General features: G+C 48.4%; 12 protein-coding genes. 4 read left to right on the top strand and 8 right to left on the bottom strand.

From position 1 onward, the window contains the following. Window positions 1-306: 306 nt before the first annotated feature. Both C7W93_RS01000 and C7W93_RS00995 read left to right on the top strand, forming a co-directional pair. Window positions 307-1,215 (top strand): LysR family transcriptional regulator, encoded by a 909-nt coding sequence (locus C7W93_RS01000; protein ID WP_108440402.1) that lies wholly within the window; start codon window positions 307-309, stop codon window positions 1,213-1,215. Between the two features lie 385 nt (window positions 1,216-1,600). Then, window positions 1,601-2,311 carry a TerC family protein gene (locus tag C7W93_RS00995; protein ID WP_370446374.1) on the top strand — a complete coding sequence of 237 codons (711 nt, stop codon included), beginning with the start codon at window positions 1,601-1,603 and terminating at the stop codon, window positions 2,309-2,311. A 110-nt stretch (window positions 2,312-2,421) separates the two neighbouring features. Here C7W93_RS00995 and C7W93_RS00990 read toward each other — a convergent pair whose 3' ends face one another. The 5 genes from C7W93_RS00990 to C7W93_RS00970 all read right to left on the bottom strand — a co-directional run bounded on the left by C7W93_RS00990 (window position 2,422) and on the right by C7W93_RS00970 (window position 8,208). Beyond that, window positions 2,422-3,147: an ABC transporter ATP-binding protein gene (locus C7W93_RS00990; protein WP_108438354.1), complete on the bottom strand. Its 726-nt coding sequence runs from the start codon at window positions 3,145-3,147 to the stop codon at window positions 2,422-2,424. A gap of 1 nt (window position 3,148) precedes the next feature. Beyond that, window positions 3,149-5,137, bottom strand: coding sequence for an ATP-binding cassette domain-containing protein (locus C7W93_RS00985; protein WP_108438353.1), 1,989 nt, complete (start codon window positions 5,135-5,137; stop codon window positions 3,149-3,151). A 2-nt stretch (window positions 5,138-5,139) separates the two neighbouring features. Then, entirely contained in the window at window positions 5,140-6,030 is an 891-nt protein-coding gene (locus C7W93_RS00980; protein WP_108438352.1) for a branched-chain amino acid ABC transporter permease, read from the bottom strand. Between the two features lie 137 nt (window positions 6,031-6,167). After that, entirely contained in the window at window positions 6,168-7,325 is a 1,158-nt protein-coding gene (locus C7W93_RS00975; protein ID WP_108438351.1) for an ABC transporter substrate-binding protein, read from the bottom strand. A 679-nt stretch (window positions 7,326-8,004) separates the two neighbouring features. Beyond that, a complete protein-coding gene (locus C7W93_RS00970) occupies window positions 8,005-8,208 on the bottom strand; it encodes a cold-shock protein (protein WP_010398811.1) in 204 nt (67 codons plus the stop codon). Between the two features lie 675 nt (window positions 8,209-8,883). Between C7W93_RS00970 and C7W93_RS00965 the strand changes: the two genes are divergently transcribed. Then, the gene (locus C7W93_RS00965) at window positions 8,884-10,155 is read left to right on the top strand and encodes an MFS transporter (RefSeq protein WP_108438350.1); all 1,272 of its coding nucleotides are present in this window, start codon (window positions 8,884-8,886) and stop codon (window positions 10,153-10,155) included. A gap of 230 nt (window positions 10,156-10,385) precedes the next feature. Continuing rightward, window positions 10,386-11,435: an NADP(H)-dependent aldo-keto reductase gene (locus C7W93_RS00960; RefSeq protein ID WP_108440400.1), complete on the top strand. Its 1,050-nt coding sequence runs from the start codon at window positions 10,386-10,388 to the stop codon at window positions 11,433-11,435. A 112-nt stretch (window positions 11,436-11,547) separates the two neighbouring features. On the opposite strand, the gene C7W93_RS00955 is transcribed toward C7W93_RS00960, so the two are convergent. From C7W93_RS00955 to C7W93_RS00945, 3 genes are all read right to left on the bottom strand, one after another. Then, complete coding sequence (locus C7W93_RS00955) at window positions 11,548-12,558, bottom strand: bile acid:sodium symporter family protein (protein WP_108438349.1); 1,011 nt, start codon at window positions 12,556-12,558, stop codon at window positions 11,548-11,550. Window positions 12,559-12,937: 379 nt separating this feature from the next. Continuing rightward, window positions 12,938-14,278, bottom strand: a complete 1,341-nt coding sequence (locus C7W93_RS00950) for a 4Fe-4S binding protein (RefSeq protein WP_225869831.1) — start codon at window positions 14,276-14,278, stop codon at window positions 12,938-12,940. Between the two features lie 73 nt (window positions 14,279-14,351). Further along, window positions 14,352-15,191, bottom strand: a complete 840-nt coding sequence (locus C7W93_RS00945; protein ID WP_108438347.1) for an FTR1 family protein — start codon at window positions 15,189-15,191, stop codon at window positions 14,352-14,354. Window positions 15,192-15,274 lie beyond the last annotated feature (83 nt).

The raw sequence follows: 15,274 nt of genomic DNA, 5'->3' as shown, positions 1-15,274 counted from the left end.
CAACATTTTGTTTCGGGTTTTCAATTTGACGTACTGCTTCTGCATCAAGCCGAAGATGGCATATTGTGCGCCGCTACATTCGGCATTGCACCATATTCAGTATGCAGGATGCGAAATGGCAATAGCTGATTTTTACGCTATAGAGTATATTTTAACTAAATCATCATAGGTGAAACCAAATATCATATGATCTATGCGTTTTAGTCACAAGTGGTCAACACTTGTAAGTATTCAACAGGTAATCGTTAGCAAAGTTGCTCGGCGTTGGCATTCGCTGGCCTCGAAAAGTCGAAAGTTAATCGCACGATGGATCAATTTAAGCAAATTTCAACCTTTGTAGAGGTCGTGGCAAAAGGCAGCCTTTCCGCTGCGGCACGCGCCGAAGGCATCGCCCCGGCAATGATCGGACGCCGCCTTGATGCTCTGGAAGAGCGCCTTGGCGTCAAACTATTGCAGCGCACCACTCGCAAAATTGCACTAACTAACGAAGGCAATGCTTTTTTGGAGGATTGCCAGCGCATTCTTTCCGATCTGGAGGATGCTGAGGCCGCGGTCTCTGAACGCAGTGCGCATGCCAGCGGTCACCTGCTCATCTCAGCACCGGCTGGGTTCGGACGTCAGCATGTCGCTCCATTGATACCCTCTTTTTTGGCTGAACACCGTGATGTTACGCTCACGCTGAACTTAAACGACCGCGTAGTTGATGTCATCGGCGAAAGCATCGATGTCGCCATTCGCATCGCCTCGTTATCAGACTCGACCCTGATCGGCACCAAACTGGCAGATAACAAACGTGTCGTGGTCGCATCGCCCGCCTATATCAAGCGCCATGGGATGCCGCACACATTGGAAGAGTTAGCCAAGCATAATTGCCTTGCCATGAGCAGCGACGGCAGCCAGCGCGGATGGACGTTTCGCCTCAATGGCAAGGTTGTGACGATAAAAGTGGCTGGCAACCTGTTTTGCAACGATGGTCAGGTCTTGCATGACTGGGCGATCAATGGCAAAGGCTTGGCCTGGCGCTCGATGTGGGAGGTTGGCACCGAAATCGAATCGGGCCAATTAGTCACTGTGTTGGATGAATTTTCCGCGCCCGGTAATGATATTTACGCCGTATTTGCACAACGGCGACATTTACCGCTAAGGATTCGGGCTTTTGTGGATTTTTTACGCCACGCATACGTACAACCCGAATATTGGCGTAAAAGTCAGTAAATGCTTCATATGTTATATGCGTGCATTTCAACAACTATTGGTGCAACTATTTCAACAACCATTTCACAGGCGATTTTTCTGTAGTACACTCTCGCCTGTGGTGTCGTATCTGGCATCACACCCTCCAAAGGGGAGTAGCTCTTAAGCGTAAAATCCAGACAATGTCTGCGATAGTACGTTTTGCAAGGTAGTCGTCATCACGGAACAAGCACAACGCTTGCGCCCGGTTACCCTGGCAGATTGATTTAATCTGTTGAGCAAGACCTTTGTCAGCATGGAACCCATGCAGGCATTGTGTCGTGAATTCTCCTCCACTCTCCTGTAATACTCCGTGTCTGTTCGAGGTTAGCGTTGTTTTTGCTTAACCAATGTAGACGGAGATTGTATGGATTTATCACATTTACTTGAAATGCTGGGCTTGGCCGATTGGGATATGGCGAAATTTTTCGCGGCCCTGCTATCAATCGTCGTCATCGATCTGGTGCTGGCTGGCGATAACGCGATCGTGATCGCGATGGCAGCCCGCAACTTGCCCGACCATTTACGCAAAAAAGCGATTATCTGGGGGACGATGGGCGCGGTTGTCACGCGTGTCCTGATGACCATCGCTGTGGTCTGGCTGTTGAAAATTCCAGGATTATTGCTTATCGGTGGTGTAGCCCTCCTCTGGATCGCTTACCGCCTACTCAGCGATTCCGGCGATCACAGCGTCAAAGGCGGCAAAATCACGACGATGGCAGCAGCACTAAAAACCATCATCATTGCTGACACCGTGATGGGGATCGATAATGTCCTCGCCGTCGCAGGCGCATCGCATGGCAGCATTTTTCTAGTCATTATCGGCTTGTTGATTTCAGTACCGATTATGGTCTGGGGATCAACGTTGGCATTGAAACTGATCGAGAAATTTCCCGTTACGATCTATATCGGCGCAGCGATTCTGGTCTACACCGCCGTGCATATGATCACGACCGAGCCACTGCTTGCAGGCTTCTGGGACAACGCGTCATGGCTGACTTATATTGCGTACATCATCGGGATGGTTGCGGTGTTGGGCGGTGGATGGATGGCTGCTAAAAATAGCAAACATGCTTAAGTAATTCTTTAGTTACCCTGCAACATAAAAATCGGCCCCTGCCTCGCGTTGAATAACCGCGAGGCAGGGGCCGATTTTGCGCATACGATCATGCTTGCATTACTTGTAAATCAATGCTGCCCACCACCCAGATAAGCAGCCTGCACGGCTGGATCATTTCGCAGTTTCTCGGCTGGACCATGTACAGAAATGCGGCCATTTTCAAGGACATAACCGTAATCGGCAACATTCAATGCCGCTGCTGCAAACTGCTCTACCAGCAGCATGGTAATACCCTGCTCTTTTAGACGCAGAATGATGCGGAATACTTCATCGACCAAGATCGGCGCAAGTCCCATCGACGGCTCATCCAGCAAAATCACTTCTGGATTCAGCATCACGGCACGCGCCATCGCCAACATCTGCTGCTCCCCCCCCGACAACGTTCCTGCCAATTGCGTCTGTCTTTCTTTTAAGCGTGGAAAAAGCTCCAGCGCTTTTTCAAGATCGTGTGCAATGTCGCCACGCGGACGCGATTTTGTGAAGCGAGGAAATGCGCCTAACAACAAATTATCAGTGACGCTCATCGTCGCAAATACGCGCCGCCCTTCTGGCGAATGCGCCAATCCGGCACGCGCGATTTTGTGCGAATCAAGTCCGGTAACGTCTTTACCATCTAGCATAATCGTGCCAATTCTCGGCTTAATCATGCCGGAAATGGCGCGCATTGTGGTGGTCTTGCCGGCACCGTTGGAACCGACCAGCGTCACTACTTTGCCTTTTGGCACTTCCAGCGAAATCCCGTGCAAGACTTCAACTTTGCCGTACGCTGCATGTAAATTGGAAATTGAAAGCATGTCAGGTCCCCGCTTCATTGGAAGTTAATGGGGTGACGTGGCTAGCGACAGCATCCGGTTCGCCAACACTACCGCCAAGGTAGGCTTCTATCACCGCCGGATCGGCTTGCACCGCCGCCGGTTTGCCTTCAGCAATTTTCTGGCCGAAATCGAGCACGGTCACAGTATCCGAAATCGTCATCACAACATCCATATGATGCTCAATCAGAATGATGGTGATGCCATGGTCACGGATTTTATGAATGATGGCGATGAGGTCGACAATATCCGGTGCAGTCAGCCCGGCAGCAGGCTCATCCAGCAATAACAATTCTGGATTCAAGCCCAATGCACGACCGATTTCTAACAACCGCTGTTTACCGTACGGCAGATTTCGCGCCTCTTCATTTGCCAAATCGGACAGGCCAACGAATTGCAAAATACTTGCCGCGCGGACATGCGCAGCTTTCTCTTCATCTTTATAGCGACGGCTGTTAAACATGACGTCCAGCATATTGCTGCGGAAAGTGTGATGCAAACCGACCAGAACGTTTTCGGTTGCGGTCATTTCTCCAAACAACTGCACGTTTTGAAAGGTTCGCGCAACGCCGCCCAATGCAATGGCTGACGGTGTCGATCCAGAGATGACGCGCCCATTGAATTCGACGACGCCAGCAGTCGGTTTATAAATCCCTGTCAGCACGTTCATCATGGTGCTTTTACCGGAACCGTTGGGGCCGATCAAGCCATGCACCGAACCTTTCACGATATTCAGATCCACCTGATTCAATGCTTTGAGACCGCCGAATTGCATCAGTAATTTCTTGGCGCTGAGTAAATTAGTACCAATTGCGACATTACCGGTACTGCCCGCCCAAACATTATCTTCAACTGTGGATACTACTGTGACTGGTGAGCGATGCGTTTTACCTTTTTTGCTCACCATTCCGCGAACAAAGCCAACGATGCCATCCTGAAGGTAATACACAACGAACAACGTCATGATCCCGAAGATGGTTAAACGCCAATCGGTAATATTCTCCAGCCGAAACGAGAAAACCGCCATACCAACGGTGGCACATACAGGCACGGCCAGCTCACGAACGGTTTTGCGCTTTTTAAATAACAAGAAGGCTCCTGCGGCTACCCCGACCACAGCGATAACAGTGGCGATTTGACGGAACAAATCGATGTCGGATAACAGACTCGGCAACATCACCACAATTAATGCACCAATCAAAGACCCGGCGCGGCTTTTACGACCGCCCATGATGACTGCCAGCAGGAACAGAATCGTCAGCTCGAAATTATAGGTATTCGGTGAGATATATTCTTCTGAATAGGCATACAAACTCCCTGCCAGACCAGCCAGGGCAGCGCTGATGACGAAAGCGTAGACCTTGTAACGATATACCGACACGCCCATACAATCGGAGGCAATCGGGCTATCGCGCAGGGCTTGAAAAGCACGCCCCAAATGCGATTTCAGAATCCGGTGCACCATCAATAACGACAACACCATTAAGGCTGCGACTAGATAGAAATATTCGACTTCATCGAGTTTATGGCCGAAGAACGAAGGCTTGCTGAGCTTGATGCCCATCGGGCCTTCGGTCAAAAACGACATTTCATTAATCAAAATCCCGATGATAGTGCCAAATGCTAATGTCACCATCGCCAGATAAGGTCCGGTAACGCGCAATGCCGGTAGTGCCAGAATGGCGCCAAACAATGCCGTTACTGCCAAACTGGAGGGCAACGCCAGCAGAAACGGCCAACCTAATTTGAATACCAGTACGCCGGTGGTATAGGAGCCAATACCGAACAAACCGGCATGGCCCAGCGACACCTGACCGGTATATCCGACCACAATATCCAGACCAAACAACAAAATGGCGTAAATCAGAATGGTTTCTGCGAGATGGATGTAATACGGGTTATGAAACACCAGCGGAAAAATCCCCAGAGCGACGATACCCAGCAAGGCTAGTGCAAATGATTTTTTTTTCATCTTTACACCTTCTTGATCGCGGTTTTGCCAAATAATCCGGCAGGCTTAATGGCTAATACCAAGAGTAACAAGACCAATCCAGGGACTTCTTTGTAGCCGGTCGAGATATAAAATCCAGTCAAAGTTTCGGCAATGCCCAAAATCAGGCCACCAACGATGGCACCCATGCCCGAAGTCAATCCACCAATAATCGCCACTGCAAATGCTTTCAAACCTAACGCGGTGCCCATCGTTGCGCCGGTCAGAGTTAAGGGTGCAATGAGGACGCCAGCGAAAGCAGCAGTCGCGGACGACAACGCATAGGAGAACGTAATCACCATGCTGGTATTAATGCCCATCAATCCGGCCGCATCCCGATCATTTGCGGTCGCAACTACTGCTTTTCCGTAGATCGATTTGCGATTGAACATCTCAACCGCAAACATCATTGCCAGCGCACCCAGAACCACGACTACTTGCATCGGCTGCACGTTAGCGCCAAATACTTGAAATGGTGTAGCCGTTAATGGCGTTGGGAAAGTCAGATCGTCCTTTCCCCAGATATTTTCAGCGACATTTTTAAAGATGATCGCGAGTGCGATCGTTGACATGATCCAGCCGAATTCAGATTTAATCTTGATGGCCGGACGCACGCCGATCCATTCAACCACGACGCCTTGTAACGCACCAAACGCAATGACGACCGGGATCATCAGCCAGTAATTCAAATAGGGACCGCCGTGAATATTGCCGACCAGGCTGAGGCCAACCAGCGCGCCCAGCATCAATGCTTCGCCCTGCCCAAAATTCAGCGTGCCTGAGGTGGCAAAAGTAAGTTGATAACCGAAAGCGATGACCGCGTAAATCATGCCTAACGCGATACCGCTAAAAACTAGCTGGAGAAGAATTTCCATGATGTTTTATCCAAGATGACGAAAAAAAGCGACAATTTGTGCCGTTATGTGGCAAGAAAAAAGCCAGCCCCGGGATCTCAAGGACTGGCCTTATCGTCAATATCCGTTCATATTCATATGAACGTATCTTGGTAGCGTCACTTGGCTAGCACAACACGGCCATTTTTGACCTCACCGATCATCACCATATTTGGCTTGATCGCCTCATGGTCGTCATGGGTGTAAGGCTGTTTATAGGTAGTGATGACGCCTTCCATCGGCTCTTTCAGATTTTCCAGCGCTTCCCGCACTTTTGGACCATCTGTTGTTCCTGCTTGCTTGATCGCGGCAACCAGCAGAGTGATCGAATCGTAGCCTTGCGCCGCAGAGACTGCGGAAGGCATCCGGTCAGTCTTGTAGGCTTTTTGATAGGCCGCGATGAAGGTCTTGCGCTTAGGGGTATTGCCATCCTGAATAAAGGTCTGCGGCATACGGGCACCATCGCCATTTTTGCCCGCATTGTCTATAAAATTACCCATCGATAGCGGCCAGCTGCCGATAATTGGCACTTTCCAGTTGAGCTTTTCCATACCATTTGCGATTTGCGCCAACTCTGGACCAATCCCGTAAGTCAATATCACTTGCGCGCCACCCTGCTTGGACTTGAGCAGTTGTGCGGTCATATCGACATCTTTCAGGTTGTACTTTTCTACAGAAACCGGCTTAATACCTTTTTCGGCAAGTGCTTTTTCCAAATCTTCACGACCGAGTTGGCCGTAGTTGGTAGAGTCAGCCAGAATGGCGACTTTGGTAAATTTCTGACGACCAACGGCTTCGTCGACAATCATTTTCGATTGAATCGTATCGTTAGCCGAGGTGCGGAAAATGTAGTTATCTTTATTTTCAGGACCTACGAATTGCTTGGTAATGATACTGCCCGTGGCCACATTGTTCATGACCGGGATTTTGGCTTCCTGGTAGAAACGCTGCGAGGCTAGCGCTACGCCAGTATTCGCAAATCCAACCGTGGCAACAACTTTTTCCTTATTGATCAATTCTTGTGCGACTTGTACGCCGCGTTCATTTTTTGCTTCATCGTCCCGTTCGACCAATTGAAGCTGACGACCTAATACGCCCCCTTTAGCATTGATGTCTGCAACTGCCAGCTTAACGCCATCGCGCATAGAAACGCCCATCGGAGCCGAACCGCCAGTAAATGGTCCGGTAACACCTATCTTGATGGGCTCAGCGGCGTTACCGGCGAGCGACCAAGTTAGCAATGCAGCAGCGACGAATACGTTAGTTTTATATGTCATGGTGTCTTCCTCTTTACTCTTATTTATTATGTTATTTGTCATGCGTGACTGGCTTTTTAACTTCCGCCCTTGTCACGAAAAAAAGCGCGTGGCTAGCCGCAAATCGTTTCATTCCAACTGAACTTACACGTACTTGCCAACATTTCCCTGAGCGGTTTTGCCAAATTTTATAATTTAATCTGGTTCAAAAAAATATCAGACAAACGCAGCATTTCAGTCCACCCTTACAACTTCCTGACAACAAGATAATTTTTAAAATGAGTACGTACTATCCGCAGATTTCGCAACGTTGAGCGCAAATTTTTTCATCGATACCATGAAGAATTTTCATGCGATGGTATTTGAGCGTCATGGCAAGCACTAATAGCGCTTGATAAACAATAGCGGATTAGGTGTGTCTTGCTTCGGAAACTCAGACAATCGGACCAGTTCGATGGCGGAAAGTATGCAGAATGGTTGCGATCTTGTGCAGCGAAAAGGATGGCAAACTAAAGATAATTATCGGGGACAAAGCGCCCTCGAATGCGAAATAATGAGGTAGGAAGAACGAACTACATATCGCCGAATGACGAGTAATTCAGTGAGGATCAAAACTAAAGTGAAACAAAAACGACACAAAAAGTAGGACGAAAAAAATCCCCGGCGTACCAGGGATTTTAGTAAACGCTTGATTCAGCTATTAGATAGGCTGAATGTTCGAAGCTTGCTTGCCTTTAGGGCCAGCAGTAACTTCGAAAGAAACGCGTTGGTTTTCCTGCAACGACTTGAAGCCGTTTGATTGGATAGCGGAGAAATGAGCGAACAGATCTTCACCACCTTCATCAGGAGTGATAAAACCGAAACCTTTTGAATCATTGAACCATTTAACAATACCAGTTGCCATTACATTTCCTATTTCAGTTAAGTTGGGCTTGCGCCCGTTAGATCGTTTAAAGCAAGAAAGGAATGACAGACCAATACTGCACCACTAGCTCGAATCTTAAACGATTCCGTATTATACCGGACAAATTATCAAAATACACTAAAAAGAAAAATAGTGTTACTTGATGAATAACGCTTAAAACACTTGCTACGGAGTTTCCTGTTAATCAGCCAACTTCTTGCTCTACCATCTTTATAACTGATAAACATGATCAATGGCAATTATTATCGTTTAAAAAATAACTAAATAATTCGAATACCCATCTAAATACCCATCTAATTGGTGCTTTCCTGCGTTGTTTCTGAATGATGGCCGCACCATTACGACGACTATCCACGCCATCTGACATTCGCCTTCTCATAGGCAAAGTCCCGTCACAGTATTAATTATCGACTCACCATACCTGTTTTCTACTGGCATCCCTCCTTGCATTCAAACTCTGCAATCTAAGCAATTTAGCAAGCAGACAACGTCAAATACAGTAATATAAGTGCACGTTTTATCGACCGCGTCATGTGTTGTAAAACTGCAGATCACGATTGCGATAAAGGTTTACCCATTTAGTATTACAGCTGTTTCGTCCGCAGGCACCACCAACACCATCTATCCGCCATTAGCCTTACACCATTTTCCCTCATGTCTGCCACCACCGATACGCAACCTTCACCCGATTCCGATTCCGTTCTGCGCCACCTACCTTTTTCCTTATTTTGGCGTGCCCGCGTTGCCTCTACCATCGCCAATCAAATGCAAATTGTCGCCGTTGGCTGGCAGGTTTATCAACTGACCGGGAGTGCTTTTGACCTCGGTATAGTTGGGCTAGTACAGTTTCTCCCCGCGCTATTTTTGGCGTTAGTCGTCGGCCACGTCGCAGATCGTTACGATCGCCGTCAGATCGCACGTATCTGTTTATTCATAGAAGGATTAGCAGCTGCGACGCTGGCTATTGGCAGCATTCAAGGCTGGCTCAATAAGGAAGCGATTTTCGTCATAGTCTTCATCATCGGCGCCACCCGTGCCTTTGAATCACCGACTATGCAAGCGCTGGTCCCGGGCTTAGTCCCTGCCCGGTTGTTGCCCCGCGCGGTAGCATGGTCAGCTTCTGCAACGCAGACCGCGATTATTATCGGACCGGCTCTGGGCGGCTTTATTTACGCGTTAGGTCCCAGCGCTGTCTACGCCACCAGCAGCGCGGCGTTTATTATTTCAAGCGTCCTTGTCAATCTCATCCGCATTGAAACAGTATTACCAAAGCGTGAGCCAGCAACCTTAACATCGCTATTTGCAGGGATTGCGTTCATCAAAAGTCGCCCGGCCGTTTTGGGTGCTATTTCACTGGATTTATTCGCTGTTTTACTCGGCGGTGCGACTGCTTTATTACCCATCTTCGCGCACGATATCCTTGCCACCGGTCCGCTCGGGCTAGGACTTCTACGTTCCGCGCCTGCGATTGGCGCATTGTCCGTCGCGCTGTATCTGACGCGTCGCCCGCTGACCAAACGCGTGGGACGCAGCATGTTTATCGCCGTGGCAATTTTCGGCATCGCCACGATTGTGTTTGCGTTATCACGTTCGATGATACTTTCGCTTGCGGCTTTAGTCGTGCTCGGCGCATCCGACATGATTAGCGTGGTAGTACGATCATCCTTTGTTCAGCTCGAAACACCGGATGCCATGCGCGGTCGCGTTAGCGCGGTCAATTCGGTTTTCATCGGCACATCAAACCAGTTAGGCGAATTTGAATCAGGCCTCACCGCATCCTGGTTTGGGCCGGTGACAGCAGTCTTGATCGGCGGCATTGGCACAATAGTCGTCGTAGGCCTATGGATACGTTTATTCCCCGAATTGTTTAAAGTCGATCGACTTACTGGCACACATAGCGCCGAACAACCGCTGCCGAAAAAATGAAAACGATAGCTATATGGCGCGATAAACACGCAATGCGCACGACTTGGCGCACGCTGCAACGATTGCTGGATAACGCTATACTTTGAATCAGAGAATGGACCGCAACGATTGCGGCCAATTCCATTGCATTGCATTGATTGCTGGCATCAATTCAATCAAAAAAATTCAACCGTTTACCCATGCATGGCTTCTATTATTTTATAGAAGCCATCGCGACAAAAGGACACACAATGCAATATCGGGAGCTTGGGCGAAGCAATCTTAAAGTTAGTGAGATCACACTTGGTACGATGACGTGGGGAGAGCAAAACGCCGAATCGGAAGCGCATGCCCAGATTGATATGGCGCTAGCGCACGGCGTGAATTTGATCGACGTCGCTGAAATGTATCCGGTGCCACCGCGGCCGGAAACTCAAGGTTTGACTGAACAGTATGTCGGCAGCTGGCTAAAAAAAACGGGCAAACGAGATCAGGTGCTAATTGCGACAAAAGCCACCGGTCCTGCACGCAAACCGCACAATCCACGCCATGTCCGTGATGGCATCAATAATTTTGATCGCAAGGGTTTAACTGAGGCGCTGAACGGCAGCCTGGAACGACTACAAACAGATTACGTCGATTTATATCAATTGCACTGGCCTGATCGAAGCGTAAATTGTTTCGGCACTTTAAATTACAGCCATATCCCGGATGAAATTACCGTACCTATCGAAGAAACATTGACGATACTTGCGGATTTTATTAAGGATGGAAAAATACGCCATATTGGGATTTCAAATGAGACTCCTTGGGGTATGGCGCAATTTATTCGCGCAACAGAAAAATTCGACCTGCCACGGATCGTGTCAATTCAAAACCCCTATAGTTTGCTGAACCGGACTTTTGAAATTGGCCACTCTGAATTCTCTTATCGGGAAAATGTAGGTTTACTCGCCTATTCGCCGCTAGCCTTTGGCGTCTTGTCCGGCAAATATTTGAACGGCGCCCGACCTGAAAATGGCCGCTTGACGCTGTTTAACCGCTTCACCCGATATACCAATCCACAAGTTGAACGGGTAGCCGGCGATTACGTTGCCTTGGCACAAAAACATGGTCTCGACCCTGCGCAAATGGCACTAGCCTTCGTGAATAGCCGTGGTTTCGTTACTAGCAATATCGTGGGCGCAACCACACTGGCGCAATTGCAGAATAATCTGGACAGTATCAGTATTAAATTGAGTGATGAAGTGCTTCAAGAAATTGAAGCGATACATACGCGTCAACCCAATCCTGCACCTTGATTCGGTGAACAATCCGGTGTTAAGGGAAGCGTGTTTCATGCCTTTAATACCGGATTATTTTTCATGATGGGATGGCAACCAATCCATCATATAGTCACCATCAATCTAAAGATTAAACAGATGACGATTCATTTTGAGGAATAATCGGCTCTGCCAGTTTGCGCGGACGTTCGGCGTAACGTTTAGCCAGAACCGCACAGACCATCAATTGAATTTGATGAAACAACATCAGTGGAAGCACAACCATCCCAACCGTATGGCTTGTAAATAACACGTTTGCCATCGGCACTCCGCTAGCTAAGCTTTTCTTAGAGCCGCAAAATACAATCGTGATTTCATCTTCTTTACTGAAGCCGAAACGACGGCTAAGAAATGTTGCAATCCCAAGCATCGTAAACAGCAGCACCAATAACACCACTGATAAGCCAATCAAAGAGATCGGCGGCAACTGCCCCCACAGTCCCTGCACCACCGCTTCGCTAAACGCGGTATAGACCACTAGCAGAATCGATCCCTGATCGACAGCCTTTAATACAACTTTGTGGCTATCAATCCAGTTACCGATCCAACGGCGTGCAATTTGACCAGCAACAAATGGTAGTAACAATTGCAGTACGATATTCATGATCGATCCAAACGATCCTTGACCCTGCCCGTGTGAAACGACGATCAAACCGACTAAAACAGGTGTCAGGAATATGCCGATCAGATTGGACGCAGATGCACTACATACGGCGGCAGGAACATTGCCGCGGGCGACGGATGTAAATGCAATAGAGGACTGGACTGTCGACGGCAACGTACATAAAAACAAAATGCCGAGATATAAATCTGGCGTCACCAACGGCAAGAAAATCGGTTTAAAGACCAATCCTAGTACTGGAAACAATACAAAACTAAACGCTAATACTGTTAAATGTAGCCGCCAGTGCATCGCGCCTTCAATCACCGCTTCTCGCGATAACTTCGCGCCGTGAAAGAAGAAGAGCAAACCAATTGAAATTGTCGTCACTACGTTGAACCCTTTGGCGACTTCTCCTTTGCAAGGCAAAAAACTTGCAATCGCGACGGTAAGGACCAGCAAGAGCGTAAAGTTATCAGGCAAAAAACGAGGACGAACCATGATGGAGAAGTAGAAATAGGGATGTAAAAACGATTAATGTGCGCTAGATGAAGTCCTGCTTATATGCCGGTCGAATATTAGAAAAGCAGGCAATAAAAGCGAAGAAGATCGATTAAGCGGCACTTCGTGGGGTACAGCGGCACATTTTACTCTGCCTGAACCCCATTTGCTGATCAGACATTTACATACTTATAAATACAGACCACAGATTGTAAGTTTGCAGAACCCTCATCAAAAGCAAAATGGCACCTTACGGTGCCATTAATTACATATTGGACGATCAGTCTGAGGTCGAATGTAGGTCTGAACGCGGATATGAGCGTGGTGCAGACTTAGCAGCTATTAATCGCTTCCTGAAAAGTCATTAAAACCAGCAATATCACCACAACCAAAACATCAGCAACCAGGCAAAATTAACCAAACCCAAAGCAGCTATCACTGGTGCCATACCTAACAAACGACGGGCAGGTGCAGAAGCATATTGACCGGTAACGCGCCATGCCAGCCATACGCTCCATAAAGTGGTGGCGATTAATAAAGCCGCACGGAGATCATTCGCCCAGAAAACCGGTAAATGTTCAGCTCGCAACAAGCTTACAGTCGTAGCGGACAAACCGACAAACACACCGCAAGCAGCCAACGGAATCGTCGACTGGACCAGATGATTAAAGCGGCTGCGATCCCAATTGCCTAATAACCGCGTACTAAGCGCAAATAGCAAAGACAACGCGGTGCCCATTACTACGCCAGTTGTTAAAATATAAGCAACGACAAGGCTACCATCCAACCAACTGAATACATCACTTTGCGCCGGATAATTGGTAAAAATCCACCACGGTGCATTGGTTGCAAACGGCCACATAATGTCGCGATCAATTAACCAAGTAGCAATCGCTTGTTTAATTACAACAAACCAAGGGCTTGCCGACCAATGAAATGCACCGATCGCGACTCCCATCAAACCATATAGCGCTAAAGTGCTTTCCCATAAACTGTTTTGCTTCGCGCCAAGCTTAACGATTTCCAATGTCGGAGGACGCCATGTCAACGCAATTGCGTCTCTATGATTGCTGCAACGTCCGCACATATGGCAATCAGCAGCGCCTGTCATTGCACGCAATGGCACAAGCGGTGCACAATTTATGGCAATCGTTTTTTTACCGTGCGTATTATATGAAGCGCGCCAAGCTGTTTCATTCACTTTGTAATGAAACGGTGCCAACTTCGCCAGCAAACCAAACACACCGTTGACAGGGCAAAGATATTTACACCAAACACGTTTTTCCCGACCATACAAATAACCGACGATAATCGCGCCGACAGTAGAACCGCCAAGTACCAGCAGGACTGCCTTAGGATATTGGTAAACACTTACCATCTGACCATACACAGTGGTCAGCGCAAACGCAACAAACGGCCACCCTCCCCAACGCATCCAGCGCGGGATTGGCAAGGACCTGCCATATTTACTAGCAAACTCGGTCAATGCACCTTCGGGACATAGCACGCCGCACCATACGCGCCCCATAAAGACCATACTGATCAATACGAAAGGCCACCAGATTCCCCAAAATGCAAATTGGGCAATTAGGGTGAGGTTAGACCATATATGCGCTGTTTCATCTGGCAAAGGTAGAAAAATGGGGACCAGGATTAACAACCCATAAATCAACACTACACCCCATTGGATGCCACGAATTAAACCCGCATGCAAGCGCATCCACTCCCCGGTGCGTGCCAGCCGGGTGGTGGGGGCCGAAGATGCAATTGAACTAGAACACGTACTCATTAGATTAGGTCGCCAGTTGCGCCTGTGAAGATTTTTTTGGGGTAGCCCGTTTCAGAAACAGCAGCACGAGAACCCAATAGCCAACATAAACAAGCAGGCTCATCAATGCCGGATGTGCCCGATAGCCTGTTAAGGTCGCCACCAAGTTACCGAAGGTACTACTATCATCCAGCAACGCTGAGCTATCCCAAAGAGGATCAATCAGCGACGGAATAATATCCAGGGACATTAAGCGATCAATACCTGTCAGTAAAAGGCCTGCCGCGAGGAACAGTAAAATAACTTCTGTGGCCTGAAAAAACCGGCGCCATGAAAAAATCTTTCCGCCCAGTTGCAACAGATAAAACGTCAGACACGCTAGCGCAAAACCAATCACTGCCGCCAACACCATCATCGCCATACTGTCATGCTGTCCAAGCCCGAGACCGTATAGAAATATGACCGTTTCGCTACCTTCACGGGCAATCGCCAACGCCGCTAGTGCGGTCACGCCCCACCAGTTAGCAGACTTTAAGTTCTCTTTCAGCGAGCTTTCCATTTCTCGCTTCAGGGTGCGTCCATGCTTGCGCATCCAATACACCATCTGCACGATCAAAACGGCTGCTAGTAGCACCATCGTAATTTGAAAATAATCTTGTGCATCACCAGAAAGAATTTCACTGAAACCTAACAATGCGGCGCCCAGGCCGATTGCGGCAACAATGCCAATGCCGACACCAGCCCATAAATAAGGCAAACCCCGACGTGCATCAACACCGCCATTCTTTAGCCATGCGTGCAATATGCCAACTACTAACAATGCCTCGACGCTTTCACGCCAGACGATGAACATTACCTGACCCATCGTTATTTCTCCGTTACTACGTTATCAGTGCTCGCGCACTATACTAAATACACTGTAGCGCGTCCAGATCGGGAATGATCCAG

Origin of the sequence: Glaciimonas sp. PCH181, assembly GCF_003056055.1 — a bacterium.
Lineage (GTDB): Bacteria > Pseudomonadota > Gammaproteobacteria > Burkholderiales > Burkholderiaceae_D > Glaciimonas.
Note: the sequence above shows the minus strand (reverse complement) of the source record. Positions and strands in the feature narration are given on the sequence as shown.

What these genes read in the sequence shown, in the direction of transcription:
- C7W93_RS01000 (WP_108440402.1), top strand. Translation starts at nt 307, where the DNA reads ATGGATCAATTTAAGCAAATTTCAACCTTTGTAGAGGTCGTGGCAAAA.
- C7W93_RS00995 (WP_370446374.1), top strand. Translation starts at nt 1,601, where the DNA reads ATGGATTTATCACATTTACTTGAAATGCTGGGCTTGGCCGATTGGGAT.
- C7W93_RS00990 (WP_108438354.1), bottom strand. Translation starts at nt 3,147, where the DNA reads ATGCTTTCAATTTCCAATTTACATGCAGCGTACGGCAAAGTTGAAGTC.
- C7W93_RS00985 (WP_108438353.1), bottom strand. Translation starts at nt 5,137, where the DNA reads ATGAAAAAAAAATCATTTGCACTAGCCTTGCTGGGTATCGTCGCTCTG.
- C7W93_RS00980 (WP_108438352.1), bottom strand. Translation starts at nt 6,030, where the DNA reads ATGGAAATTCTTCTCCAGCTAGTTTTTAGCGGTATCGCGTTAGGCATG.
- C7W93_RS00975 (WP_108438351.1), bottom strand. Translation starts at nt 7,325, where the DNA reads ATGACATATAAAACTAACGTATTCGTCGCTGCTGCATTGCTAACTTGG.
- C7W93_RS00970 (WP_010398811.1), bottom strand. Translation starts at nt 8,208, where the DNA reads ATGGCAACTGGTATTGTTAAATGGTTCAATGATTCAAAAGGTTTCGGT.
- C7W93_RS00965 (WP_108438350.1), top strand. Translation starts at nt 8,884, where the DNA reads ATGTCTGCCACCACCGATACGCAACCTTCACCCGATTCCGATTCCGTT.
- C7W93_RS00960 (WP_108440400.1), top strand. Translation starts at nt 10,386, where the DNA reads ATGCAATATCGGGAGCTTGGGCGAAGCAATCTTAAAGTTAGTGAGATC.
- C7W93_RS00955 (WP_108438349.1), bottom strand. Translation starts at nt 12,558, where the DNA reads ATGGTTCGTCCTCGTTTTTTGCCTGATAACTTTACGCTCTTGCTGGTC.
- C7W93_RS00950 (WP_225869831.1), bottom strand. Translation starts at nt 14,278, where the DNA reads ATGCGCTTGCATGCGGGTTTAATTCGTGGCATCCAATGGGGTGTAGTG.
- C7W93_RS00945 (WP_108438347.1), bottom strand. Translation starts at nt 15,191, where the DNA reads ATGGGTCAGGTAATGTTCATCGTCTGGCGTGAAAGCGTCGAGGCATTG.